Raw genomic sequence first — 25,109 nt, forward strand, 5'->3', positions numbered from 1 at the left:
TCCCCCGCCTACCGCGGGCCGTGGTACACCTTGTGCCTTCCGGACGCCATGGTGATAAAGAGCAGGAACAGGGTGTAGGCCGCCAGAAAGCCCATCGGAATAACCGCGCCATGCTCCCCGCGTCCCAGCGCTTCAATGGGGGCGGCCTGCTTCACCCAGATGTTCTGGGCCAGCCAGGTCAGGAAAATCGCCAGCAGCAGCGTGGGCGTCACGAACTTCATGATGAAGCGGTAGATTCTGGGAATGCGGATGACGGAACCGTCTTCCAGATCCATCAGCCCCCGGTCCACTCCCAGCTTCCAGGAAAACAGAATCATCATCACCATGGCGCTTACAAAGAAACACAGGGTGCCCAGGAAGAAATCATACGTATCCATCGCCAGCAGGTTGCCGCTGTACCAGGCGACGATCAGCGTGCCCGTGGCCGTGAAAAAACCCTGCACCACCACGGCCATCTTGCGTTTCAACCCCATGAACTCTTCAATAAAGGACAGGCCCACCTGCATCATGGAAATGGAGCTGGTAACCGCCGCCACGGTCAGGAGCAGGAAAAACAGGCTGCCGAAGATCACGCTGGAGCCCATCTTGGCAAAGGCCTGCGGAAGCACCATGAACCCCAGCGCAAAAGTTCCCTGCCCGGCGGCTCCGGCCACCCCCAGGAACGCCACGGCGGCAGGCACCGTCATCATGCCGGCAATGCCCACCTCGCACACCTCGTTGGAGGCGGCCGCGGAAAGGCCGCTCAATGCGATGTCCTCCTTCTTCCTGACGTAGCTCGCATAAGTCAGGATCAGCCCCGTCCCTACGGAAAGGCTCAGGAACACCTGCCCGGCCGCCGCTATCCAAAGTTCAATGTTTTTCAGACCGTCCCACAACGTCACCTCGGTCAGCCTGCGGGTTCCGCCGGACATTTCCACCTGCCGCACGGCTTCATCCATGGCCCCCCGGTGGGAGGCGGACACCATGGAAACCGTCTTCCACTCCCCGCTGTCCCGGTCCTGCTCCTCCACCAGCACCTTGCTGGGATTCCACATATACCCCAGCCCCTGCTCAATGCTGCGGTCCGGATAGGATGGGTCCGGCGTGCCGATGCACAAAATGCGCACCAGCAGCACCAGGGAAATCAGCAGGAGTATCGGCATGAACCAGCGTGAAAACATCTCGATTCCCTTGCTGATGCCCCGGTAAATGATTCCCAGGTTCAGCAGGATGACCCCGCCGACGATCCAGAGCAGCCCGTTGTCGGACAGCAGGGCGCTCCCGTCCCCGTACATCCCCGTGAAACTGAAAAAGGTCTGCGCCGTTCCCTCAGCCGTGGCAAATACCTCCGGCTGGGTCAGCATCTTCCAGAAATAGCCGCAGCACCACGCCTCCACCACCATGTAGTAAAAGGCCACGGAGGAAGGGCCCAGAACCGCGAGCACCCCCAGGAACTTCCACAGCCTGGACCCCTTGGTCAGGTACCAGAATACGCCGGGGGCGCAGTGGGCTCCCATCTGGCCGCCGCGCCGCCCGATGGACCACTCCGCCCATGCCACGGGCACGCCCACCAGCACCAGCATGAGACCGTACGCCACCATGAAGGCGCCCCCGCCGTACTGGGCCGCCAGTCCCGGAAAACGCAGAAAGTTGCCCAGCCCCACGGCGCTCCCGGCCACAGCAAGAATCACGCCAATTTTGCCGGACCACTCGTCTTGTTGCGCCTTTGAGGATGACATGCAGGCAATACTGACAAAAAAAGCTTCATTTTCAAGAGAAAACAGGCCCTTTTGCCACAGAGAAGGCATCATTGCCACTTGACTTTCGTTCGTTTTTTGGAATCATCCTTTTAGAACCAAACCAAAAAACCGACCATGCTCCTCATAGGAAAACCGGCACCTCATTTCAGTGCAAACGCAGTTGTAAACGGTACCATCGTACCGGATTTCAGTCTTGACCAGTTCAAGGGTAAAAAGTACGTGATCCTGTTCTTCTACCCGAAGGACTTCACGTTTGTGTGCCCCACTGAATTGATCGGCTTCCAGGAAGCCCTGGGCGAATTCGACAAGCGTGACGTAGCCGTCGTAGGCTGCTCCACGGACAGCGAATTCTCCCACTGGGCCTGGGTGAACACCCCCCGTGACCAGGGCGGCATCCAGGGCGTGAGCTACCCCATCGTTTCCGACATCAACAAGACCATTTCCGCCGACTACGGCGTTCTGGCCGGAGACGAGGAAATTGACGAAGACGGCAACGTGGAAGTCAACGGGGAACTGATCGCCTACCGCGGCCTCTTCCTGATCGACAAGGACGGCATCGTCCGCCATCAGCTCATCAACGACTTCCCGCTGGGACGCTCCATTGATGAAGCCATCCGCGTGGTAGACGCCCTCCAGCACTTCGAACTGTACGGAGAAGTCTGCCCCCTTGGCTGGCACAAGGGTGAAGCGGCCATGACCCCGTCCCACGAAGGCGTGGCCTCCTACCTCAGCAAGTAAGCTGCCCCGGCAATATTTCAAGGCCGTTCCCTTTTCCGGGGAACGGCCTTTTTGCCGCTTTTCTCTAACATATAAGTATTGACAACGAACCCTTCCGTTCTAATTTACCCGGAATGAACTACTTTATGCCGGCTTTCCTGTTGATTTCTGCCCTTGCAGGCTCCGTCTGGGCCGCAAATGCCCAAGCGCCTGAAAACATCAGGGACCTTGAAACAGCCTATCAAAAATTCTGCACCAGGCGCGGGGAAGCTCTTCTTCCCGCATTTTCAAAAAAACTTCTCGCCCTCCAGCAGCAGGCGGTCAATCAATCCGACTTTGAAAAAGCCAAACAGATTCAATCCGTTCTTCAAAACATCAAAAAAGATATTCTCTCTCCGCCTTCTTCCAACACCATCGACCCGTTCTTCATAGGAAAGGCGTGGAAAAAGAACGGGGACAGCAACGAATTCACGCAGTTTCTGGATGCCGGGCTGAGGCGGTTCTCAAAAGACGTTAAACAAACAGCATTCCAGCCCCAGGACCAGTGGGCGGACCCCGGAAAATCCTCCCGGGAAATAGTGGTCTTCACCGGGGAGCCCCTGCGCATCTGGGTTAAAAAAGACGACTCCACCATCATTCAGATTTACAAGGACTCCAGTACTGACTGGCTCACCCTGCAAGACGGCAGGCAAAACATCATCAAATCACCGGAGCCGGGATTGAACAACCTGCATCAGGAATTCCTGACGGAATACTCCAAGGCGTGCCAGCCGTTAACCCGGAAATATCTGGCCGCCGTGGAAAAAAGGCAGAAGCAGCTGGCCCAGCAGGGAAGCATGGAGGAAGCGATCGCCATCCACAATTACATGAAGCCATTCAATTCCGAGGGCAGACTGGTGGACCAGCTGTTAAACGGAATCTGGAAGAACCAGGCGGGAGAGCTGTATGACTTTTCCAATAAATCAAAAGCGGCCAAGAAAGGCCCGGACGGTTCCCTGAAATTTTATCTGGTTTATACGTGCGCCAGTCCTGCAGGGGAATGGAAAATGGCTCGTGTGGACCGGGGGACGGAAAAGGGCATGGAAGTCATTTTCTTTTCCGCCGGAGGAAAAGTGTACCTCATTCCGAACAGGCCCTCCCGCTTTTTCTCTATCTTGACGCGCGTATCCGGTACCTGACGGCCCTTTAAGGCGCACATTCCCGGCTATCCCTCCTTCCCCGGCCGCGGCCTCTCCCTTTCCGGAAATGCCGGAACTGTCATAAATCAGGAGGAATACGCGCACGCCCCTTGAGCCGCACAAGGGTGTTTGCTACATCCTTGGCATGAATATGGATTTCATGGCAGCCGCATCCTCCAGGGAAGATATCTGGACAAGAACCATGGATTTTCTGAATATGCCGGACTGGCTCAAGCTGGAGATGGTGCAGTCCGTGGGCGCCAAAATCCTGCATGTGGTGATATGGCTGGTAGTCAGCTGGATTCTCCTGAAGCTGCTCTGCCAGGTGCTCCGGAAAATCACCGCCCTGAAAATGTCCCCCCAGGCGTCCCGCCTGACCGTTAAAATAGTCAAGGAGGCAGGCTACATCATCATCGGCGTGGAAGCCTTCGCCCTGATGGGGTTCGACATCCTCACCCTGCTGGGCGCGGCCAGCATCATCGGCGTGGCGGTCGGCTTCGCCTCCCAGACCTCCCTGTCCAACATCATCAGCGGCCTCTTCCTGGTGGGGGAAAAGCAAATCAACCTGGGGGACATGATTGAAGTGGGCGGCATCACCGGCAATGTGGACTCCATCAACCTCATGTCCGTCCAGCTCCGGCTGCCGAACAACACCATGGTCCGCATACCCAATGAAATGATCATCAAAAACCCGGTGAGCAACATCACCCGCTTTTCCACGCGCCGCTGTGACCTGGACCTGGGCGTGGACTACAATTGCGACATTGAACACGTCGTGAGCATATTGCAGGAAGTGGTCAAACAGAACAAGCTCTGCCTGGACGACCCGGCTCCCGTCATCATGTTCACCGGATTCCAGGATTCCTCCCTGGGATTCAAAATCGGCGCCTGGTGCCTGAAGGACAACTTTCTGGACTGCCAGAAAACGCTTGCCCACGACATCAAGCACCGCTTTGCGGCAGAGGGCATTTCCTTCCCCTTCCCCACCCGCAGTCTGGAGAGCAGAAGCCCCATCCAGGTGGAAATCTCCGGCACGGCGGAGAAAAATCAGTAGGTGCTCTCTTTTTGCTTTCTTTTTGCCCCGTGAAATTTCAATCTTGTCTGCGTAAAATCCGCATCTATGTCTGACACATCCGCACCCGCCTATCAAAGAATCCTCCTGAAACTCAGCGGAGAAGCCCTGCGCAGCCCCGGCAGCATGGACAACATTTCCCCGGAAATCGTCGCCCGCATTGCTGAAGAAATCGCCCAGGCGCACCGCGCCGGCGTGCAGATCGGCCTGGTCGTGGGCGGCGGCAACTTCTGGCGCGGGGCTAAAGCCAGCGTGCGCGGCATGGACCGCGCCACGGCGGACTACGTAGGCATGCTCGCCACGGTGATGAACGCCCTGGCCCTCCAAAGCGCGCTGGAACGCGCGGGAGTCCCCTGCGTGGTGCAGTCCGCCATTGAAATGAAAAACGTGGCGGAATCCTTCATCCGCCTGAAAGCCCGCACCTACCTGGACAACAATAAAATCGTCATCTTCGCCGCCGGCACCGGCAATCCGTTCTTTTCCACAGACACTACGGCGGCCCTGCGCGCCAGCGAGATCAATGCGGAAGTGGTCATGAAGGCCACCTCCGTGGACGGCGTTTATGATGCGGACCCCAAGAAGGTTTCCGACGCCAAGCGCTTTGACGCCATTTCCTACCAGGAATGCCTGGAACGCCAGCTCAAGGTGATGGACTCCACGGCCTTCACCCTGTGCATGGACAACAAGAAGCCCATCATCGTATTCGACATGCACACGCCGGGCAACATCACGCGCGCCCTGCTCGGGGAACCCATCGGCACCACCATCAGCTGAACTCCGCACGCCCCTTTTTCCAACCTACAAAAAACACTTAGCACCCACCACAATCATGGACGCAGAAACATTAATATTGGAAACGGAGGAATCCATGCTCAAGGCCGTGGACTTCGCCAAACAGGAATTCTCCGGCGTGCGCACGGGAAAAGCCTCCCCCGGCCTCGTTGAAAACCTGGACGTGCACGTCTCCAGCTACGGCTCCGTCATGAAGCTGAAGGGCCTGGCCGTCATCAGCACGCCGGAACCCCGCCTCATCCTCATCCAGCCCTTTGACCCGAGCACCGTCCATGACATCGGCCGCGCCATCAATGAAAGCAAGTTGAACCTCAACCCGCTGGTGGAAGGCCGCTCCATCCGCCTGCCCATTCCCGCCCTCACGGAAGAACGCCGCAAGGACCTCGTGAAGCTTGTCAAATCCCAGGCGGAAGAAGCCCGCGTGCGCGTACGCGGCGCCCGCAAGGCCGGCATGGACTCCGCCAAAAAGCTCAAGGCGGACAACATCGTCACGGAAGACGGCCAGCGCGATCTGGAAACGCAGATCCAGAAGCTCACGGACAAGTACGTGAAGGACATTGACGAGCTGGTGGCCGTCAAGGAAAAGGACATCATGACCATCTGAGCCAGAACCATCCATCCCCAACCATTTTACGACAATGACAGACAACGTAACAAACTTCCTCGCCTCCGGCATTGAAATCAAGGGAACCATCCGTTTCCAGAACGACATGCACATCGACGGCAAAATCGAAGGTGAAATCATTTCCGACAAGGGAAAAGTCACCATCGGAGAAACCGCCCAGATCAAGGGCGACATCACCGCCGGAGACGTGCGCATCTACGGCAACGTAGAAGGCAAGGTCACCTCCGACCGCTGCGAACTCAAGCAGCAGGCCCGCGTCGTCGGGGACATGAAGACCCGCAGCCTCGCCATGGAAGAAGGCGCCCACCTGCTGGGCCGCACGGAAATCGGTTAAAACCGAGAACCTCATTTTTTCATCAAGCCGTTCCTTCCTGCGCGAGGGAACGGCCTTTTTACGCCCGGTGGCAGGGCAGCCCGGCAGAAAAAGAGGAATACTCCGCTTGAAAAACCGGTAAAGACGGAAAACTCCCATCCGGGAGCGGAAGGCTCCCGCCTTTCGCATTTACGTCCGTCCGAAGCAAAGCTGGGCTTTCTTCCCTTTCTCCCGCAGCCGCACTTGATGAGGACCGGGAGGCCCTCATTCCCGGGCGGAACGCCGATTCCCACTTTTGCGGCAGGCAGGCCAGGCCCCCGGTGGAACCTGGCCGCCAACAGGGAAAAAAACGGGAGGTGGAGCAAAAGCCGCTCCGTTATCCCGCTTCCTCAGGAAAGTCAGGAAAGGGGCGGACGCACGATGGACCAGGAACGCGGCTGCGCGGGGTCCAGCACCTTCTTGATAAAGGCGTTCACCTGGTCCAGCTCCATGTTCCTGATGGCGACTGTCTGCCGTTCAAACGCATCCAGGGGCAGCCCGAACAGGATATCCAGAGCCAGCATCTGGCACAGGGCTCCGTTGGACTGCATGGCCAGCAGGCGGGAGGAAAGGGCGGACGCCTTGGTGCGTTCCAGCTCCTCTTCCGTCATGCCGCGCTCATGAATCATCTCCAGAGTCTTTTCCAGCCGCCGCCCGGCTTCCTCCAGTTGTTCCGGAGAGGTGCCCAGGTAGAAGCAGATGCCTCCGGCGTCCATGCCGATGAACAGGGAGGAGCTGGCATAGTAGGCCAGCCCGGCTTCCTCCCGGATGTTGGTGAAAACGGGACCGGCCATGTCACTGCACCAGGCCTGGAACAGCAGCGCCTGCGCCATTTCCGGGGAAGCCACGTCCACGCACGGCATTCCCACCACCAGCACGGCTTGCTGCTTGTCCAGCACGGACACCTCCCGGCCAGCGCGCAGCGCGGGCGTGGGAGTCAGGACCGGCGGCATTCCGGCCCTCATTCCGCCAAGGCGCTTTTCCAGAAGAGGGAGAACCTCCTCCTTCCTGACATCTCCGGAAATGCATATCACGGCATTGGAGGCGCAGATGATGCGTTCATACTGTTCCTTCACGTCCCGCACCGTCAGTGAAGAAAGGCTCTCCGGCGTGCCGGACGGGGAATTCCCGTAGGAAACATGGCCGTAGGCCACCTTCCGTTCCTGCCGGAACGCCACGGAAAGCGGATCTTCCAAATCCTCCTCCGCATCCGCCACAAAGGACTCCTTCTCCCGGAGGAAGGCGTCCTCCGGGAAGGAGGGATTCATCACCACATCCGCCATCAGCTCCAGTCCGGAATCCAGGTCTTCCGCCAGAATCTGGCAGCCCACGCTCAGGGAATTGTTGCCTGTGGAGGTATTGATGGCCCCTCCGATGTCCTCCAGAAAACGCGCTATGTCCCCTGCAGAACGCGTGGCGGTCCCTTTCAGCAGGCATTCGGACATCAAATCCGTCACCCCGGCGTCATGTTCATTCTCCGCACGGCAGCCGGCCTTGAAGGCCAGGCAGGCATAGGCCAGCGGAAGGCGGTGGTCCTCACGAATCACCACCTTCATGCCGTTGCCAAGCACATGCTCGCTCAGGGCCGTTTCCGTCCCGGCGGCGGAACCGTCTTCCTCCGCGGCGTTGCTGCCCACGGGATCCAGGCTGACTTCCGTCACATTCGGGGAGGACAGCCAGGTGGAGCACACGCGGTGCAGGTCTTCCGTGGTCACCCGTTCAATGGCTTCCTGCCATTCTGAAGACAGGTTCAAATTGCGCGCCCCGAACCAGTCCGCCCCCATTTCCGAGGCCACTCCGGCGGCGGAACTCCTGCGGCGCAGGCGGCTGACCCGCGTCTGCTTGCAAACTCTCTTCAAATCCTCCGTAAAATCCTCCTGTGCCAGATTCCGCAGTTCCTGGAGCACCAGGTCCCGCACCTTGTCACGCTGGGCGCGGTCCACGTCAATGCTGATGGTGAACGCCCCTTCGTCAGTCTCGGACTGGTTGGAATGCACCTCAATGCTGTACACCAGCCCCAGGCGGTCGTGGAACTTTTCATAAAAACGCGCGGAACGGCCCCCGCCCAGGATGCTGGCCAGGGCGGAAAGAGCCGGCGTATCCGGATGGCCTGAACAGGGCAGGCGCCAGGCAAGGTTCAGTTTGGAATAAGGCACGGCAAATTCCTTGCGCACCCTGCGGGAACCGAACTGGTGCGGTTCATGGGGAATAAGCTCCCGGTTCAGGGGGCGGGACTTTAAATCCTCCACCAGCAGTTCCAGATGGGAAAAAATCTCCGCGGCATCCACATCTCCCGCGATGGAAAGCACCACATTGTTCGGAACATAGCGGCTGGCATGGTAATCCAGCACGTCCTGGCGCGTCAGGCAGTCAAACGCGGCGGGTTCCCCCAGCACGGGCCAGCGGCGCGGATGCTTGAGATACAATGTCTGCATCAGAAGCTGGTAAGCCACGGAATCGGGATCGTCCGCGTACATGGCCATCTCCCGGCGCACCACCCCCTTCTCCCGCTCCAGTTCATCCTCCGGGAACGTGGGGAAAAACACCAGCTCCGTCAGAAGGTTCAGGAAAATCTGCCAGGAATCCGCAGGGCCGTCTATATAATACACAGTGCGGTTCACGCTGGTATAGGCATTCCAGTGGCCGCCGCGTTCCTGGACCTTGCGGGCCAGGTCCTGCCCGGAATAATGCTCCGTTCCCTTGAACACCAGGTGTTCCAGCAAATGGGAAAGGCCGCTCCCCTGCCAGTGGCCCTCATTCATGGACCCGGTGCCCACCCAGTACTGAAGGGACACTACGGGATGGGACTTGTCCTCCTTGATCAAAACCGTCAAACCGTTTCCGAAACGGCGCGTCACAGGCTCCTTGGCTGAACTCATGTTTCTTAGCGTGCCTTAAGACGGCAGGCCATGCAAGCCGCCGCTCCGTCCACGCCGCGGCACTGTCAGACTTACCCCGGTTTTAAAAAACGCAGTTGAATCGAAAACCTTCCTAAAAAAAACATGCTGACTGCACATTTTTTTGAACAAATCTTAAACTCTGTTACTCTATCAGTCGTAGAACGGCAGATTATGTGCCGTTTATCATCAACAACACCAACCTCACACATCATCATATGAAAAAGATCCTCGCTGTAGCAGCCTTTGCTTTCGCATTCAGTGTCAACGGTTACGCCCAGGAAGCCGCCGCTCCGGCCGATTCCTCCGCCCCCGCTGCTCAGAAGTGCTGCAAGAAAGACAAAAAGTGCGACAAGAAATGCGACAAGGAAGGCAAGTGCGGCAAAAAATGCGACAAGCCCTGCAGCAAAGGTGAAAAGCCCTGCGACTGCTCCAAAAAGGAAGAAGCTCCCAAGGCCTAACCTCACGGAAACCATCACAATGAACGCGAACCCTTGCCGAACCCTTTCGGCAAGGGTTTTCTCCACCGGGTGGGCGTAAAACCGTCCGTCCCGTTGACCATGAAATTACTTGATTTGAACCTTCAACCCATTTTATAAATTGTCATCATGAAAACGACTTCCATTCTTACCATCGGCTGTGCGGCCATCGCGCTGTCCATCACCTCCTGCACCAACTTCGGTTCCCCGAACGCCTACAACCTGAACGAAATCGGCGGCGCACAGGAAACCTATACCGGTACGGTCACCAGTGTGGAAAACGTCAAAATCCAGGCCAATAACGCCAATACCGGCACCGGCATCGGTGCAGTGGCGGGCGGCCTGACCGGCGCCATGTTCGGCGGCGGCAACGCCAAGTACGCCACGGCAGCGGGCGGCGCCATTCTGGGCGGCATCGCCGGCAACCAGATTGACAAGGCCGTGAACAACACGACCGGGGAACGCATCACCGTGCGCCTGGACCAGAAAAGGAACGGCACCCGCAACTACACGGTCGTGCAGGTCGCCAGCAGGAACAACCCGATCCAGGTCGGACAGCGCGTGCGCGTGATCATCGGCAACAACGGTTCCCGCGTGCTGGCCTACTAATTGGCCCTCCTTCACTGACCAGCTACATACCGGCATGATCTTCGGCACCTTACCCGGCGGCGCTCCAGTAGAACTGTTTGAACTGTCTTCCGACAAGCTGACGGTACGCATCAGCAACTACGGGGGGCGCATCATCTCCGTCGTCAAGGACGGCATGGACATGATCGTAGGGCCCAAGCACTTTGAAGACATGCTGAAAGACACCTGTTATTGCGGTGCGATTTGCGGCCGTGTCGCGAATCGCATCGCAAAAGGCAGGTTCTCCATTGACGGAGACTCCCATTCCGTGGCCGTCAACAACGGCCCCAACCACCTGCACGGAGGCGTGCAGGGCTTCGACAGCAAAATCTGGCAGGTGCAGGAAGCCACGCGCAACACGCTGGTGCTTACCCTGCACTCCGCAGACGGGGAGGAAAACTATCCCGGCAATCTGGAAGTGGTAGCCACCTATACCGTGGTGGAAGAAACCCTCCACCTCCGGCTGGAAGCGTACGCGGACGCGGCCACCATCGTCAACCTCACCAACCACGCCTACTGGAACCTTTCCGGCAAGCCCACCATTGACTCCATGACGCTGGAGGTGCGGGCTTCCGCCTACACCCCGGTGGACGCCACCAACATTCCGGACGGCCGCATCCTTCCCGTGGAAGGAACGGACTTTGACCTGCGGAAGGCAGCCCTGCTGGGAGAACGCAACTCCGCCGCCCATCCGGACACCGCCGCCGGACTGGACCACAACTACGTGCTGGATTCCGAACCCGGCGACAAAATCGCCGCCATCCTTCTGGACCCGGAATCCCGCCACCGCCTGATCGTGGCGACGGACGCGCCCGGCCTCCAGGTGTATACCGGGGAATACCTGCCCCAGGCGCGCCAGGGAATCGCGCTGGAAGCCCAGGGCTTCCCCAATGCCGTCAACACGCCCCACTTCCCCAGCGTCATCCTGCGTCCCGGCCAGTCAGCCACGCGCAATATCACCTGGACCGTCAGGTAAAAGGCATATCCGCAGTCCCCTGCGCGGGAAAGGCAGGAAATGTTCCGGCGCGCCAAACTCCGGAACCCCGTCTTTCAGCTTTTCAGGCGTGCGCTGTCAAGACGCCGCATAAAGGGCTTCCGCCACCACCTTTTGCAGGCCTTCCGCCATGCGTTCCATGGAACGGCCCACAAAAATCAGGTCCGCCACGGAAATCAGATTGTCCTGATACTGTTCCGGCAGGCGCGTGAACGTATCCGTCATGGCCGCCGCATGCTCCGCCAGCGTCTCCAGCGCGGGAACCAGCTCCGCCAGAGCCTTCCCGTCCCAGGAGGAGACGGCCTTGTTCACCGCTCTGAACTGCTCCGCCATCTCCCGGTAAACGGGGTCCGCCTGGGCGGCCTCCCGGATGCGGGGGCGCTTGTTAAGCTTGTTGGCCCTCTTGGCGATCGTCACGGCCTCATCCCCGATCCGTTCATACATGGAAGACATGCGTATGGAAGCCAGCACCACCTTGAGATCGGAGGCTACGGGACTGAAAAAAGCCAGCAGATGCAGGCCTTCCCGGTCCACCGTCATTTCCAGCTCATCCAGCTCCTCATCCTCCGCAATGGCCTGGTTGGAGGCGGATTCATTCTGCTGCAGCAGCCCGGCGGCAGCCAGGTCAAGGGCGCTCTGCGCCTTGTAGGCCATCTGGAGCAAATGCGTATTCAGGGAGGAAAGGGCTGCGTCAAACTCCCTCAGGGTGTGCGCGTCGTGATTCATGATTAGGAATATTGGCTTGATGACTGGCGGCGCTTTTGCCGGCATGGTAAAAAATGTGCTGGCGGCGCAGGCTGTTCCTTTTGGCGGAGGATGCGGCCAGCCTCCGTACAACGCCGGAGGAAAGGGAAAAATGCCCGGCTCCCTTTCTGGAAGTAAACTTTGAAAAAACCATAAACAACTCTCTGTTAACTGAATCTTCCCGTGATATAATCCTCCGTTTCTTTCATGGAAGGATTGGAAAAAATCTTCTCCGTGGAATCAAACTCCACCAGTCTTCCCAGCATGAAAAAACCGGTCAGGTCGGAAACGCGGGTGGCCTGCTGCATGTTGTGGGTAACCACGATGATGGTGAACTCCTCCTTGAGCCGGTGCATCAGCTCTTCCACCCGCACTGTGGCAATGGGGTCCAGGGCGGAACAAGGTTCGTCCATCAGCAGGATGCGAGGCTTCACGGCAATGGAACGGGCGATGCACAGGCGCTGCTGCTGTCCCCCGGAAAGGCCGTTGGCGGAAGCATGCAGGCGGTCCTTCACTTCATCCCATAAGGCGGCATGCCTCAGGCTTTCCTCCACCGCTTCATCCAGAATGCCGCGGTTCCTTACCCCCGCCAGCTTCAACCCGTAGGAAACGTTCTCATAAATAGACATCGGGAAGGGATTGGACTTCTGGAAAACCATCCCCACCTCCCGGCGCAAATGGATGGGGTCCAGGGACGGGGAAGTCACGTCCACCCCGTCAATGCGGATGGAGCCGCCCGTGACGCGGGCCTCCGGAATGCGGTCATTCATCCGGTTGATGCAGCGCAGCAGCGTGGACTTTCCACATCCGGAAGGGCCGATGAACGCCGTCACCCGGTTCCTGGGAACCTTCATGGTGACATGGAACAGGGATTGCTTGCTCCCATAACAAAAATCCAGGGAATCCACCTCTACGGCGGTCTGGTCGGCGGCGGCTGGATGCGGAGTCATGTTCGGTCAAATGGCGCGTCCTGCGCCGTTGACCGCATGGTATCCCAAAAACGAAGCTCCAGGTCTACTACGGGTTTGTGACAATTTCTTAACCTGGCTTTTTGAGAAAAAGAAAAACACGCAGCGGATTTAGAATCCGTCAGCAGACTGGAAGAAACCAGGGAGATGTCATGGTACACCTCTCCCAAGTCTTTCAGCCGGCCGTTTTTACTGTTAGCCAGTATCGTATCAAGGGAGATGAGTTTTCTGACTGTGGACATGTCGTTTCCGGAACTCGATGCCATCATGGAAGAAAGGTTGAGGGGCTCCAAATCAGGACCGGGCGTGTCCCACGTGGAGCGCATCACCGTCAGGGCATCCGTGCTTTCTTCCGAGGCATGCGGCATCAGGTTGATGCGCGCCTTCTGGTTTTCTCCCGTTACCCACCACGCAATGTATTTGCGCACGCTGGAATTTCTTTTAAGGCCAATGGTTTTGGATGAATCGTCCACACGCACCATACGGGCGTAGATTTCCTTTTTGTCTTGGTTCTTGGCGCCTACGGGCGTTCCTACTGTGCCATGGTCCACCAAGGCGACACTGCGGAAATTCTGGTTGGTAAGGGAACGTTTGCCCAGCAGGCTTTTGCCCGCTTCCAGCGTGCTGAGCCTGCGCAGGTCCGGATCGGAAATGAGCCAGCGGCGGAACATGGACTTTCTTCCCGTATCGTAGGTGGAAGAAATGTTCATGCCCTGGGAGTTAGTCTTGTTGAGCCAGGTGTCCCAGCTGTTCCAGACGCCCAGGATGTACGGGGCGTTGCCTTCGCTGGCGCCGGAGGAAAGGATGCCCGAGTTGGCGGAAACGCGCTGGTCGGGCCCCAGCTCACACTGGAGCTGTCCGAGGGCCACTTCGAGGGAAAACCTGGCGAGGGATTTGGCCTCCGCGGCAAAGAGCTGTTTTTCGGAAATGCGGACCTGTGAAGATGCAATGGTAAGAAGGCCAACGCTGAGGAGGGCCAGGAGCATCATCAGGGTGATGGTGGCAATCAGGGCAAAACCCTTGCTTATATGTTTAAATCTTTGGGTTTGCGGAATTGTTCTTTTCATCGTAATTTTCCTGAAAATTATTAAAATATTTTATAAAAACTGGGAGACGCAAAGCTGCTGCCAATAGGTTTTCCGGCACGTCATATCAACATACAAAATAGTTCTTTCCGGGCAAGAAAAATAGTTCTCGTTTTGCAAGTAAAAACGTATCTCTAAAAAGAAAAGACCAAAAGTGTTTTTGCATTCACACTCATTTAGTTTTATAGTCAATTAAAAGTAAACGGATTCTAAATTCGGTGGATTGAAAAAAGACCTGAATATCATATTCTCTCAAGAAAAGCTGCCTGAGGAATTCCGTAGCGACACCGCAGACATCGGTCTCCGGCCGTATACGTCCGAGGACGGCAGCCCGACCGAGCAGAACCGGCCCATTGCCTCCTGGAACCAGCTCTTCCTGTGGGCCAACGTGTGGGACTCCTCCACGAAGAGGGAAGGCCAGGACGCTTCCGCCACATTGCAGTGGAACGGGACCTCCCCCAGCACATTGATTGCGTCTGACGCCACAGCGAACATGGAAATGATGGACAACCGCTACACGTACATGCGCCATCCTATTCTGCTGCGCTTCTACTCCTTCGTCGGCGTCCAGTACGCCAGATCCGGAGGAACAAACGGCCAGAATCCCTCCGTAAATGGCGGATTCATCAATCTGGCCTTCTCCGTCATTCCCGTCTATGTATGGTGGAACCCATACAACGTAGACATGAAATTCCAGGGGGCCAATGGAGAAGTATGGGGGGCCTACTTCGGCGAACACCGCTTCATGCCCCTGATGTTCTCCCACAACATCAAAAACGGCGGCGGTGTGGGGGCCATGGGCAACTATACGGAACATCCCCTGACTCCCTACGTTCAAAATGCCATAAACAAAAACGACCGCCAGGTGGCGGACTTCGGCGCGTCCTTCCGTGACAAAGTCACCTACCAGTCGGACGGCTCAACCAACAAGGGTAATCCTTCTACCCTGAAAGCCGGAGAAATCGTCATTTTCGCTCAGCCTATTCCCCTGATTGATGACGTGTCCAACCCCTTCCACGGCAACTCCGTCTACCGGTCCAAAGATAATGGTATTGACATTAAAACGGATAACTTTGCCATGAAGGAAGGCTGGTCCCTGGATTCCGCCCAGACCACAGGCTACTCCGTCAACATGTACTCCGGCCTGAAATACCAGAATTTTGACGGCAACAAGTACCTGGACGGAGACCCGTTCATGGCCTCCGCCATTTTCGCCCAGAATGATGACGACCTGAAAGGCTGGTCCGGCACGACCGCCGACCGGACACCCTCCGACCACATCCTCAGCCATAAATATACGGACGAATTCGGAGCCGGTTCCAAAAAGCTGGGAACCTTCACGATGGGGGCCGGTCTCATGAGAGCGGAGCAGATGGGACAACCCACCAAGCTGAACGGCGCCAATACGGCAGACCCCGCCATCTTCTCCAAGACGATGCCCGCCGTGCTGAACCTGAACTGGGGCGCGTGGGAAAAACCTCTGCTTGAAAACATCAAATTCCCGGCGGACATGTGGAAAAACAATACCGGACCGGAAGAGAACAAGGAAAGGCAGGGCTATTATGGCGAGGCGGATCCGGACGCTCTTTTCATCGCCTACTACGGGGTATCGGTCAAATGGGGCAAGCCCCCGGTGATCGGAGCCTACCCGGAAGGCAAGGACTACCGCGCCAAGACATGGCAGCACTCCAGCCCTCTCTTCTGGGGTGGGCAGATGCCCACCGCCTCTGAGCTCGGACGCCTCTACAGCCCCTACCAGTTTGAAGTCAAAAACGCCAACAGCGACTTCTTCCCCATCACCATCTCCAACATCCTCTCCAACGACGGCACCAGGCTCTCCCCCTTCGGCGGACCGGGCGCCGAGCAGGTCAACAAGATCGTGGCCGCGGAACTCCCCTTCCAGCAGCCCTCCAGCCTCGCCGGCTTCGCAGGCTGCCGCCTCACCCCGGGATGGTACAGGAGCGACTCCAAGGCGGCCGTCGCCAAGCGCTTCGCCTACCAGTCCGGCGTGCCGGGCGTGGGGATCGGCAACGCCTTTGCCGACCCCATGCTCCCGCCCGACAAGGTCTTCTCTCACAATGAAATCATGGGAGACGCCTCCCTGGGCGACTTCTGGGACCACGGCCTGATGGTCAACGACGCCCTCTGGGACTCCTGGTTCGCCTCCTCCCTGGCCGCGCGCCCCTCCAGCATCGGAGGCACGGGCAGGGAGGAACTTAAAACCGTGCTTCAACAGGCCTTCTCCACGGACGCCTCCTCCAACAGGGCCGCCGGCATTGCCAACAGGCGCTTCGTGCCCGACCTCCAGGGCAAGCCCTCCGAGGCCGTCGTCGAAGAACTCTCCAAGACCGACGAAGGCTACAAGCACGCCTCCAAGTACCTCACCGTGGCCGGGGGCTTCAACGTCAACTCCACCTCCCAGCGCGCCTGGGAAGCCACCCTGCTTGGGCTCAAAAAGCGCAAGCTCCTCTACTCCCGGAGCGGGACTCCCTCCGTGCTCAACAACAGCCAGACGGCCTTCTCCCGCTTCGGGGTGGCCAGCAGCGACAAGTCCCACGTGGACGACTACGGCTCGGTGGGCGTAACCCAGGGCATCCCGGACGGGGAGGCCATGGCGTGGTCCGACCTCAGAACGCTCAGCGACTCGCAGATCAAGTCCCTGGCCCGGAACATGGTCCAGGAGGTCAAGAAGAGGGGTCCCTTCCTGAACATGTCCGACTTCGTCAACCGCCGCCTGCAGAGCGGGGAGATGGGGGTGAAGGGGGCGCTTCAGGCGGCCATCGACGAAAGCTCCATCAACAGCACCTTTGACGAACTCTCCGACATGGTCATCACGCCCAAGGGAGGGTACCCGAACCAGGACGCGGCCAAGGGATCGGTGTACACGGCGGCTCCCGGCTACCTGATCCAGTCCGACGTGCTGGCGGTGCTGGGCAATATTTTAACGACGCGCGACGACACGTTTACGATCCGGGCCTACGGGGAGCTGACCAACCGCGAGGGTGTGGTGCTGTCGCGGGCGTGGTGCGAGGCGGTGGTGCAGAGAGGGATCAACTACGTGGACCCGGTGGACAGCCCGGAGACGCCGGTCAAGAAGATCAACATGAAGAGCGGAGCGCTGGAGGAGACGGAGCTGAGCGCGGTGAACAAGGCATTCGGGAGGAAGTTCAACATCGTCTCCTTCCGCTGGCTGTCTCCCGAGGAGGTGTAATAAAAGAGAGAGAGAGTTTTTTTCTTCTTCCCGGCCAGCGCCGCTTCCCATCCACGGGGAGCGGCTCTTTTTGCGCTTCCGGGGAGGGAGGGAAGGCAAGATAGGGGTTATAAGGTTTAGAGGGGTGATAGGGGGTGTTGCAATTATAGACGCATATTTTTTAAGTGAGCCTCCATTTGAGAATTACGAAAAATATAAATCTGCAAGTACGAGGCCGGCCTGCTGACATGTTTACTATCCAGAAAGAGAAAGAACGTCTTTTGTTCGCGGAACTTACAAGGCAGCCAATTAAAGAAAACAGGCCTTCTGAAATCCTGGCAAAATGGGCCTTTGCGGATTTCAAGCCGCGGGGGCCTGCATCTTTTATCCCGAACCTCCGAAAGAGGGTTTCTATCATTCCATGTAACCACCCCCGGCATGAGAATTATTCCACTGCATTCCAGAGCAGTTTTTATGTGAAGCGGGAACGGCTTTTTCACGAAATCCATCGCGACAGACAGACCAGTGCAGAGACTTCTGCATTTTTGCTCGATGGGGAAGACCTCAACGAACGAATTTTCAGGCTTTTCCCGAAGGCGAAAAAGTGAAAAGTTGTAAAGCGGATATTATTTTACTCTCCTTGCCGTTATTTAAAAGAGCCAAAGACAAGGTACAGCCCACATTCCATAGGGACGTCATTAACCCGCTTCTATAAACGTTATCCACCACTTATTTTTTAAGCTCAGCAACAGCCACTTCATGCAATATGTCAAATTCAGCAGGAGCAATTTCAGCAAGCAGTTTCATATGCTCCTGTTTCCGTGCCTATATCAAGCATATTCCGGCCACTTACACATAGTTTGCGATTGATGATTTTATCGTAAAATTCCTGCGGATAAATATCACGGAACATTGCACAGGATGCCGAAGTTCCGCCCCAGTCAAATGCTTTTCCTCCGCAGATGTCTTTATCTCACTTTTTCCGCCAAGAGGGCCCTTCCCACAAAACGCATCTTACCCGGCCAAGGCGAATAACCAAGGCTTCCTATCCTTTAAATGCAATTATTTTCCTGTGGAGATGTCACATAACTTGTTTTTCATCATTACTCCATGTACCTGCACATAAGCCATTTTATTCATTCAGATACTATTTTACCCTGTGCAGATGAGGTCATGCGTAACAGAAATGCTGAATCCGCAGGCTTTCCCGGCAGAAAAAGGGGGCCAATTACCGCTGGAATTTTCTATTTTTTATCTTCAACATCCCTACTTTGAGCTTGCACGGCCTTCCTCATTCCTGTACTTCACAAGGGATATAAAGTCCATCAAGGCTTGCGTCCGTACCCTGTTGCACGCCCCGATGGATTCAGCCTGCTGCATTCTCTCCCGCAAGACTGTCCGTCAAGGGTCCATGCGCCGGCCAAAAGCCCCCTTTTATTTTTCACTCCCCCGAATATATGCGCATTTTACCCATCCTCGCCTTTACCTGCCTTCTCGGAAGCGTTTCTTTCGTCCATGGACAGACCCGCACTCCTTCCAAGCCGGAGCCGGCTAAACCGGAAACGAACGCCCCGGCGGCTGATACCGTGGACAAGTCCCTCTCCCCCGCCGCCGTCAACGGCATCCGGTTTGTCCTTAAGACGCCCATGCCCCTCCCCTCTCCCATTTACATGCCCATTGATTCCAAAAGGCTGGAGAAAGTGGAAATCCGCGCCGCCCTTCCCGGACGCCGCAGCGTTTATCCCAGGAGCAAGATTATTACCCTGTTCGGTGGCCTGGACCAGAAGGGGATGCCGACCAACAAGCTTGTCAGCAAGCCCCTTCCGACCGACCTTGGCCCCAAAACCCTGGCGCTGGTAGGCAAGAACAGCAGCGGAGAGTTTACCCTGGATTTTATCAATGAAGCGGAACTTCCGCTTAATTGCGTTTACATTCAGAATCTGACCGGGCGCACCTTCACTCTGGAGCTTCCCAAGCCCCCCGCGGGAGAAAAGAGCGCCATTGAATTGCCCAGCAAGTCCATTTACATTTTCGGCAAGGACTCTACGGACAGCAACGTTTCCCGCACCACTGCCGCCAATTTGACGTACATGACTCGTTTGAAGAACGGCAAAGTCGTGAAGGTGAAGGACAGGGGCATGATGCTGACCACCTACCCCGGGCGGAAAGTAGTGATGATCATTTCCCCGGATTCCACCGGACGCACCGTCGTTCTAACGGAGCTGATGATTTTCAAGGAAAAACCGGTGGCAGCCTCTTCGGGCAAGTAAGTTTTCCCCCTCAGCCTCCGGCAATACGGGGGCGAAAGATATTCAAGAGCCGGAAACCAATCCGGTTTATTCGGAAAAACGGGCAGTAATGCCCGTTTTTTTACGCCATCATCCCATCCTGCCGCCATTCCCGGTGAATAAAATGCTCCGCGTTTTCCCGGCAGGAGAAATTGCCGCCGCCATTTAGTTTCCTCATGCGGCAGCCCATTCCTCCGGGACAACAACGACACGATTCCCACAAGAGAAGGAAGTAAAAACAGCAGGTAAGGCAGAAAGTTCCTCCCGGCCAAAACCGGACGGCATGAAGAGCACGAAGATGCCTCGAATACTCCAGGCTCCCGGGCAGTTCATCTCTTCACCTCCCGGAAACCAACCGAGCTTAATAGACCTTCGGCACCAGTCCCTGGCGGCTCATCTTGTCCTCCACCTTGCGGCGGTTTTCCTCCAAGCGCCGTGCGTCATAGGAGTCGTCCACAGGCTGGGCATCCGGAATGTTTTCTCCGCGGCCGGCCTGGTACTGCTGCACCTGCGGAAGCACCCCTTCCACCAGTTCCCGGCATATCCAGGAGGGGAGAATGTAGGTTTCCGTACGTCCGGCGCGGCTCAGGGCCAGCCCCACAAATTTTCCGTTAACGTCAATGACCGGGCATCCGGCGCGTTCCGGGAACAACGTCATGTCCGACTGGATGACCAGCGGGAATTCGTCCCGCTTCAGGCTCATCCGGTTGCCCATGGAGTTCATCATGTCCAGGCGCTTCTGGGGGAATTTCATCACTTTGGGCCTGGGGCCCGTGAGGAGCTTCCCTTCAACCACCTGGTCCCGGCGCTTCACTTCCACGGGAACCGTCTCACCGGGGCGCACCCCGACCATGGCGGCACGGATGGAGTACATGCCGTCCACCGGCTTCCCATTCAGCTTCATCAGCACATCGCCGGCCAGCAAACCGCTGCGGTGCGCTCCGCTTCCAGCCTCCACGCCGCCGATCATGACTCCCTCCCCGTCCCAGCGGGGATCGGAAACGATGCCCAGGTAAGGTTGGTCGTCCGCCCGCAGGCTGCGCTGCGCCACGGAAACAACCCCGAAGTCACTGACATGCCCCGTGGGGGACACGGCCGCAATCACGTCCCCTTCCTGCGCCTGCACGTAGGAGTTCAGGTCAATGGGGGGAGCGGGAAGCCCCGGGACGTCCATCATCAGCAGATCGTGTTCCGGCAGGGCAAAGAGCACCTTGGCGTCATACACCCGTCCGGAAGAGTCCACCAGCATGACCGGCCGCCGTTCCTTCTGAAGGTCGCTCAACTTGGTAAGCACTTTCCCTTTCCCCACCACCGTTCCCAGGGCCACCTGGGTATTGCCGGCCACCAGCGCCACCACGGACTGCCCCACAGGTACAGCCACCTTGTCCCATTCCCGGAAGATTTCCTTGGCCTGGCTATCCAGCACGATTTTGTCCTCCGGGGCTATCATCTGGTCCGGAGGGAGCGGGGACGCTATTTCCTGGGCACACGCGGAAGCCGCCGCGAATGCCGCCCATAAGTATTTCATGATCATCCTTGAGTTTGTTCCTGGTATTTCAGGCCGGACATCAGATCGCCGCGCCTGCCGAATGTAAGATCCGCCTTGTAGGCCGTACCTTTCCTCACCACTACCACCGGAACGGTTTCCCCGGGACGGTGCCTGCCCAGCTCACGGAGCATGTCCCGCACGGAACGGAGGCTGCGGCTGTCCATGTGGGTGATGACATCCCCCGGCTTGATGCCCGCGGTATCCGCCGGAGAGTTGACCACCACGTCTTCCACTACCACTCCGTCCACGCCCAGCACGTCCATCATGGCAAATCCCAATACGGGGGATTCCGGGTCAGCCATGGGATGAAGTCCAAGCTGGCCCCAGTGCCGCCCGGAAAGAAGCTTGTCCCAGTCCTTCCGGAATACGGAGACGGGGACATGGTTGTTGATTTTCAACATGGGGCCGATGGAGGAATGAATGCCCACCAGTTTGCCGGACAGGTCAAAGAGAGGGCCGCCGGAATCCCCGCCGATGAGCGTGCATTCCGAGATGAGAAAACGCTGTTTTCCGTCCGTGCACAGCCTTCCCATGCGGATGGGCGCGCGGCGTTCCGGGTCAAAGCCCTTGGAATGGCCCAGGGCCACCACAAAGTCCCCCACATGCAGCCCGTCGGATTCCCCCAGTTCCACATGGGGATAGTTTCCGCCGTCCATGATCTGCACCATGGCGGCGTCCCGCGTAAAGTTGGCCCCCAGCACGCGGCCCTTGACCACGCGCCCGTCGGCAAAGACCACGCGCATGATTTCATCGCCGCCCACCACGTGGGCCGCCGTCAGGATGAGCCCCTGCGGAGTGACAATCACGCCGCTGCCCGTCTCCCCCCCGTCGGAAACCAGCGCTACCGTAGCAGCCGTGACCCTGGAAGCCACCTGATGCACATGCTTCTGCAAGTCCGCCATGGAAGAGACATTCCCCGCAAGACTCATTCCTCCTAACAACAGGGACACAAGCCCCCCAACGACCAAGTAATAAAAACTCGTCATCCTGAATGCTGATATCATGAAATTATCGATAATCGAATGATAGGACATATCCTACCATATAAACGTTCAAACCGGTACGAATTTGTCTAAGGATTGCGACATGACGCTCCATCTTTTGCTTAGACCATTCCGGTTGTTTATGATAAAATTTCCTCACGGATGGGTTTAAACGACAAATCACGGAAACGAAATGCCGGCTCCTGGCGGGAACGCATCCAGGACGGTGAGGCGGCTTCCCGTCCCCAAACGGAACGTAAAAAAAGGCCTGCGCCCCGTCCGTCCTATCCCGGTTTGCCGCAGGAAGATCCCGGTCCGGCAGTCATTCCCGGCCCCACCCGCAGAACAAGAAATTCCCGCAGCGGTTCTTCCCGGCATGACACACCGCCCCCGCGCCCGCGGCGCGCTGCCCGTCCGGCTCCGCAGGAGGAGTATGAGGACTACCCTGAAGCGGAAGGAGAATCCCGTTCCGCACGCGCAGGAAGGCCGCGCAAGCCGCGCTTCACGATTTTCGGCGCCCTGCTGTTTGTCCTGCTGATGCCGTTCCGCTTCATCGGCTCCCTGACGCGGAATATCCGCTGGTTCATCAGCTGGCCCCTGCGCATCCTGCTGGGGTGCTGCTTCGTCGGCATTGTAATCGGTTCCATCCTGGTGTTCCTTTACGGAACCATTTCCAACCGCTATGACATTTCCGAGGTCAAGAGCAACATTCCGGAACGCACGGTGATTCTGGACCGCAAGAACCGGACCATCGGCACCCTGCACGGGGAAAACCGCAAGCGGGTGTCCCTCCGGGAAGTCCCCCCCATTTTCATCGACGCCCTGATTCTGCGTGAGGACAACCGCTTTTACGACCACGGCGGCGTGGACTGGATAGGCGTGGGCCGCGCCTTCGCACAGGTGCTCAAGCACAAGAGGGCCACGCAGGGAGCTTCCACGCTGACCATGCAGCTCGCCAAGATCACTTACAACCACCGGGAGCGCAACCTGCATTCCAAGCTGACGGAGGTGGCTCTGGCAAAGCGCATTGAAGCCACCTACACGAAGGATGAGATTCTGGAGACCTACATCAACCGCATTTTCTGGGGACACACTTTCCTGGGAATTGCGGCGGCGGCGCGCGGGTATTATGACAAGGAGCCCCGCGACCTGTCCCTGGCGGAATGCGCCACGCTGGCCGGCATCATTTACGGCCCGAATGATTTTTCCCCCATCAAACACCCGGAGGAAGCCAAAAAAGTGCGCGACATCGTCCTGGGACTGTTGAAAAACGAGGGCAAGATCACGGAGGTGCAGTATCAGGCGGCCCTGGCGGAACCCATCGTCACCCGGACTCCCCAGTCCCGGTCGGAGGAGAATTACGCCATGGACCTTGTGCGCCGGGAACTGGACGCCATTCTGGAAGAAGAAGACATCCGCCTGGGCGGTCTGGTGGTCCACACCACGCTGGACCTGGATTTGCAGAACGCCACGCTGGACGCCATCAACAAGCATATGGAAGCGCTGGAAGCGCGCAAGGATTTCAAGAAGCACCTGGCGTCCCTGCAAGCCAAACGTGAGAAGAAGGGAATCCTGAAGAACAAGCTGACCACCAAGGCAGAATATGAAGCAGCCCTGGCCGCCTGGAAGGCGCTGCCCGCGGAACGGAAGGAGGGAATGCAGCCTCCCATGCCCAATTACATCCAATCCGCCGCCGTAGTCATGGACAACGCCACGGGGGCCCTCCTCGCCGTCGTCGGCGGACGGGATGCGGAGGAATCCAAGCTGAACCGCGCCATCCAGTCCAGAAGGCAGACCGGCTCCCTGTTCAAGCCGTTCATTTACGCCACGTTTTTCCAGCAGGGCAATTCCGCGGACACCCGCATTTCAGACGACCGGATCGCCTACGGGGAGGTACGCGGAGCCGCCAACTGGTCCCCCCGCAATTCGGACGGCACGTACCGGGGCATGAAGCCGGCCTCCTTCGGCCTCATCCTTTCCCGCAACACCATGTCCGTGCGCATCGGCAACCGGGCCGGGCTGTCCAACGTCATCCAGTCCGCCCAACTGGCGGGCTTCCACGGGAATATTTCCCGCACCCCGGCCCTTTACCTGGGCACGTGGGAGGCCTCCCCGCTGGACATCGCCAGCGCCTACAGCGTCTTCGCCAACGGCGGCGTGCGCCCCACTCCGTACATCATTGACCACATTACAGATTCCCAGGGCCAGCCGCGCTTCGCCATCACCAAGAGCAAGCGCACCGTGTATTCCCAGCGGGCAGCCAACATCACCTCCTCCATCCTCCAGCAGGTCTGCAAACCCGGCGGCACGGCGGGCAGGATCACTGCGCTGGGCTTCAAGTCCCCCTGCGGCGGCAAGACCGGGACCACGAACAATTACACGAACGCGTGGTTTGCCGGATATACTTCCAATCTCACGTGCAGCGTATGGGTGGGGTTTGACTCCTCCACCAAGATTCTGGAGAAAGGCTACGGCGGCACGCTGGCCCTTCCCGTATGGGTGGACATCATGCTGGCCGCCCAGAAGGAGGGCTACCCCGCCAACGCCATCCGCACGCGGCCCGGTTCGGAAGGACAGGCCGTGCTCGTCTGCCGGGAGTCCAACCAGCTGGCCCATTCCGGCTGCCAGTATGCCAAGACGGCGTATTTTGAAACCTCCGCCGGCTACCAGGCCCCCACCAGGATGTGTGAAAAGCACATCCCCATGGCGGAACCGGATACGGAAGAGAATATTCCCTATGCGGAGCCGCTGGACGGCAGTGACGACAATATTCCCCTGGCCGAACCCGTAGAAGAAACGGACGCCATCCCCTACGCCACCCCCATCTGAT

Annotated in this window: 20 protein-coding genes; 13 read left to right on the forward strand and 7 right to left on the reverse strand. The window is 58.0% G+C overall.

The genetic code is table 11. The annotated features are described in order from the left end of the window. Window positions 1-8: 8 nt before the first annotated feature. Complete coding sequence (locus P8A25_RS10365) at window positions 9-1,718, reverse strand: sodium:calcium symporter (protein ID WP_180971681.1); 1,710 nt, start codon at window positions 1,716-1,718, stop codon at window positions 9-11. A 135-nt stretch (window positions 1,719-1,853) separates the two neighbouring features. On the opposite strand from P8A25_RS10365, the gene P8A25_RS10370 reads away from it, so the two are divergent. The 6 genes from P8A25_RS10370 to P8A25_RS10395 all read left to right on the forward strand — a co-directional run bounded on the left by P8A25_RS10370 (window position 1,854) and on the right by P8A25_RS10395 (window position 6,457). Then, entirely contained in the window at window positions 1,854-2,477 is a 624-nt protein-coding gene (locus P8A25_RS10370) for a peroxiredoxin (RefSeq protein ID WP_022396296.1), read from the forward strand. A 113-nt stretch (window positions 2,478-2,590) separates the two neighbouring features. Beyond that, entirely contained in the window at window positions 2,591-3,634 is a 1,044-nt protein-coding gene (locus tag P8A25_RS10375) for a hypothetical protein (protein ID WP_215443248.1), read from the forward strand. A gap of 145 nt (window positions 3,635-3,779) precedes the next feature. Further along, a complete protein-coding gene (locus P8A25_RS10380) occupies window positions 3,780-4,688 on the forward strand; it encodes a mechanosensitive ion channel family protein (RefSeq protein WP_102721015.1) in 909 nt (302 codons plus the stop codon). Between the two features lie 66 nt (window positions 4,689-4,754). Beyond that, window positions 4,755-5,480, forward strand: a complete 726-nt coding sequence (gene pyrH / locus P8A25_RS10385) for a UMP kinase (protein ID WP_022396299.1) — start codon at window positions 4,755-4,757, stop codon at window positions 5,478-5,480. A gap of 55 nt (window positions 5,481-5,535) precedes the next feature. Next, on the forward strand, window positions 5,536-6,102 hold the full coding sequence (gene frr, locus P8A25_RS10390; RefSeq protein ID WP_022396300.1) for a ribosome recycling factor: 567 nt from the start codon (window positions 5,536-5,538) through the stop codon (window positions 6,100-6,102). 34 nt (window positions 6,103-6,136) lie between these two features. Continuing rightward, entirely contained in the window at window positions 6,137-6,457 is a 321-nt protein-coding gene (locus P8A25_RS10395) for a polymer-forming cytoskeletal protein (protein ID WP_012420356.1), read from the forward strand. Between the two features lie 377 nt (window positions 6,458-6,834). Here P8A25_RS10395 and P8A25_RS10400 read toward each other — a convergent pair whose 3' ends face one another. Then, window positions 6,835-9,354 (reverse strand): pitrilysin family protein, encoded by a 2,520-nt coding sequence (locus P8A25_RS10400; RefSeq protein WP_102721017.1) that lies wholly within the window; start codon window positions 9,352-9,354, stop codon window positions 6,835-6,837. Window positions 9,355-9,590: 236 nt separating this feature from the next. On the opposite strand from P8A25_RS10400, the gene P8A25_RS10405 reads away from it, so the two are divergent. The 3 genes from P8A25_RS10405 (at window position 9,591) to P8A25_RS10415 (ending at window position 11,454) form a co-directional block, all read left to right on the forward strand. Then, complete coding sequence (locus tag P8A25_RS10405; RefSeq protein WP_022396302.1) at window positions 9,591-9,833, forward strand: hypothetical protein; 243 nt, start codon at window positions 9,591-9,593, stop codon at window positions 9,831-9,833. A 147-nt stretch (window positions 9,834-9,980) separates the two neighbouring features. Continuing rightward, the gene (locus P8A25_RS10410) at window positions 9,981-10,460 is read left to right on the forward strand and encodes a glycine zipper 2TM domain-containing protein (RefSeq protein WP_022396303.1); all 480 of its coding nucleotides are present in this window, start codon (window positions 9,981-9,983) and stop codon (window positions 10,458-10,460) included. A gap of 34 nt (window positions 10,461-10,494) precedes the next feature. Then, complete coding sequence (locus P8A25_RS10415; protein ID WP_022396304.1) at window positions 10,495-11,454, forward strand: aldose epimerase family protein; 960 nt, start codon at window positions 10,495-10,497, stop codon at window positions 11,452-11,454. Window positions 11,455-11,550: 96 nt separating this feature from the next. On the opposite strand, the gene P8A25_RS10420 is transcribed toward P8A25_RS10415, so the two are convergent. The 3 genes from P8A25_RS10420 to P8A25_RS10430 form a co-directional block, all read right to left on the reverse strand. Further along, on the reverse strand, window positions 11,551-12,198 hold the full coding sequence (locus P8A25_RS10420; protein WP_180970978.1) for a PhoU domain-containing protein: 648 nt from the start codon (window positions 12,196-12,198) through the stop codon (window positions 11,551-11,553). Between the two features lie 185 nt (window positions 12,199-12,383). Next, the gene (gene pstB, locus P8A25_RS10425; protein ID WP_215443249.1) at window positions 12,384-13,166 is read right to left on the reverse strand and encodes a phosphate ABC transporter ATP-binding protein PstB; all 783 of its coding nucleotides are present in this window, start codon (window positions 13,164-13,166) and stop codon (window positions 12,384-12,386) included. Continuing rightward, window positions 13,163-14,251, reverse strand: coding sequence for a hypothetical protein (locus P8A25_RS10430; protein WP_404838692.1), 1,089 nt, complete (start codon window positions 14,249-14,251; stop codon window positions 13,163-13,165). Before P8A25_RS10430 ends, pstB begins: the two co-directional genes overlap by 4 nt. A 241-nt stretch (window positions 14,252-14,492) precedes the next feature. Between P8A25_RS10430 and P8A25_RS10435 the strand changes: the two genes are divergently transcribed. From P8A25_RS10435 to P8A25_RS10445, 3 genes are all read left to right on the forward strand, one after another. Continuing rightward, window positions 14,493-17,480: a hypothetical protein gene (locus tag P8A25_RS10435; protein ID WP_404838693.1), complete on the forward strand. Its 2,988-nt coding sequence runs from the start codon at window positions 14,493-14,495 to the stop codon at window positions 17,478-17,480. 227 nt (window positions 17,481-17,707) lie between these two features. After that, window positions 17,708-18,067: a hypothetical protein gene (locus P8A25_RS10440; RefSeq protein ID WP_102721021.1), complete on the forward strand. Its 360-nt coding sequence runs from the start codon at window positions 17,708-17,710 to the stop codon at window positions 18,065-18,067. Between the two features lie 849 nt (window positions 18,068-18,916). Continuing rightward, the gene (locus tag P8A25_RS10445; RefSeq protein ID WP_022395928.1) at window positions 18,917-19,729 is read left to right on the forward strand and encodes a hypothetical protein; all 813 of its coding nucleotides are present in this window, start codon (window positions 18,917-18,919) and stop codon (window positions 19,727-19,729) included. Window positions 19,730-20,108: 379 nt separating this feature from the next. Here P8A25_RS10445 and P8A25_RS10450 read toward each other — a convergent pair whose 3' ends face one another. Together P8A25_RS10450 and P8A25_RS10455 are read right to left on the reverse strand one after the other, a co-directional pair. Further along, window positions 20,109-21,275 (reverse strand): PDZ domain-containing protein, encoded by a 1,167-nt coding sequence (locus tag P8A25_RS10450; RefSeq protein WP_180971141.1) that lies wholly within the window; start codon window positions 21,273-21,275, stop codon window positions 20,109-20,111. Between the two features lie 2 nt (window positions 21,276-21,277). Further along, complete coding sequence (locus tag P8A25_RS10455) at window positions 21,278-22,198, reverse strand: S1C family serine protease (RefSeq protein WP_180973635.1); 921 nt, start codon at window positions 22,196-22,198, stop codon at window positions 21,278-21,280. A gap of 375 nt (window positions 22,199-22,573) precedes the next feature. On the opposite strand from P8A25_RS10455, the gene P8A25_RS10460 reads away from it, so the two are divergent. Further along, complete coding sequence (locus P8A25_RS10460) at window positions 22,574-25,108, forward strand: transglycosylase domain-containing protein (RefSeq protein WP_215443832.1); 2,535 nt, start codon at window positions 22,574-22,576, stop codon at window positions 25,106-25,108. The last annotated feature ends 1 nt before the right edge of the window (window position 25,109 follow it).

This window comes from Akkermansia sp. BCRC 18949, from assembly GCF_045011645.1.
GTDB lineage: Bacteria > Verrucomicrobiota > Verrucomicrobiia > Verrucomicrobiales > Akkermansiaceae > Akkermansia > Akkermansia massiliensis.

Coding starts and splice junctions, on each gene's coding strand:
- P8A25_RS10450 (WP_180971141.1), bottom strand. CDS start 21,275: ATGAAATACTTATGGGCGGCATTCGCGGCGGCTTCCGCGTGTGCCCAG.
- P8A25_RS10415 (WP_022396304.1), top strand. CDS start 10,495: ATGATCTTCGGCACCTTACCCGGCGGCGCTCCAGTAGAACTGTTTGAA.
- P8A25_RS10430 (WP_404838692.1), bottom strand. CDS start 14,251: ATGAAAAGAACAATTCCGCAAACCCAAAGATTTAAACATATAAGCAAG.
- P8A25_RS10455 (WP_180973635.1), bottom strand. CDS start 22,198: ATGGCGGACTTGCAGAAGCATGTGCATCAGGTGGCTTCCAGGGTCACG.
- P8A25_RS10370 (WP_022396296.1), top strand. CDS start 1,854: ATGCTCCTCATAGGAAAACCGGCACCTCATTTCAGTGCAAACGCAGTT.
- P8A25_RS10405 (WP_022396302.1), top strand. CDS start 9,591: ATGAAAAAGATCCTCGCTGTAGCAGCCTTTGCTTTCGCATTCAGTGTC.
- P8A25_RS10420 (WP_180970978.1), bottom strand. CDS start 12,198: ATGAATCACGACGCGCACACCCTGAGGGAGTTTGACGCAGCCCTTTCC.
- P8A25_RS10440 (WP_102721021.1), top strand. CDS start 17,708: ATGTTTACTATCCAGAAAGAGAAAGAACGTCTTTTGTTCGCGGAACTT.
- P8A25_RS10410 (WP_022396303.1), top strand. CDS start 9,981: ATGAAAACGACTTCCATTCTTACCATCGGCTGTGCGGCCATCGCGCTG.
- pyrH (WP_022396299.1), top strand. CDS start 4,755: ATGTCTGACACATCCGCACCCGCCTATCAAAGAATCCTCCTGAAACTC.
- P8A25_RS10375 (WP_215443248.1), top strand. CDS start 2,591: ATGAACTACTTTATGCCGGCTTTCCTGTTGATTTCTGCCCTTGCAGGC.
- P8A25_RS10400 (WP_102721017.1), bottom strand. CDS start 9,354: ATGAGTTCAGCCAAGGAGCCTGTGACGCGCCGTTTCGGAAACGGTTTG.
- pstB (WP_215443249.1), bottom strand. CDS start 13,166: ATGACTCCGCATCCAGCCGCCGCCGACCAGACCGCCGTAGAGGTGGAT.
- P8A25_RS10445 (WP_022395928.1), top strand. CDS start 18,917: ATGCGCATTTTACCCATCCTCGCCTTTACCTGCCTTCTCGGAAGCGTT.
- P8A25_RS10365 (WP_180971681.1), bottom strand. CDS start 1,718: ATGTCATCCTCAAAGGCGCAACAAGACGAGTGGTCCGGCAAAATTGGC.
- frr (WP_022396300.1), top strand. CDS start 5,536: ATGGACGCAGAAACATTAATATTGGAAACGGAGGAATCCATGCTCAAG.
- P8A25_RS10380 (WP_102721015.1), top strand. CDS start 3,780: ATGAATATGGATTTCATGGCAGCCGCATCCTCCAGGGAAGATATCTGG.
- P8A25_RS10395 (WP_012420356.1), top strand. CDS start 6,137: ATGACAGACAACGTAACAAACTTCCTCGCCTCCGGCATTGAAATCAAG.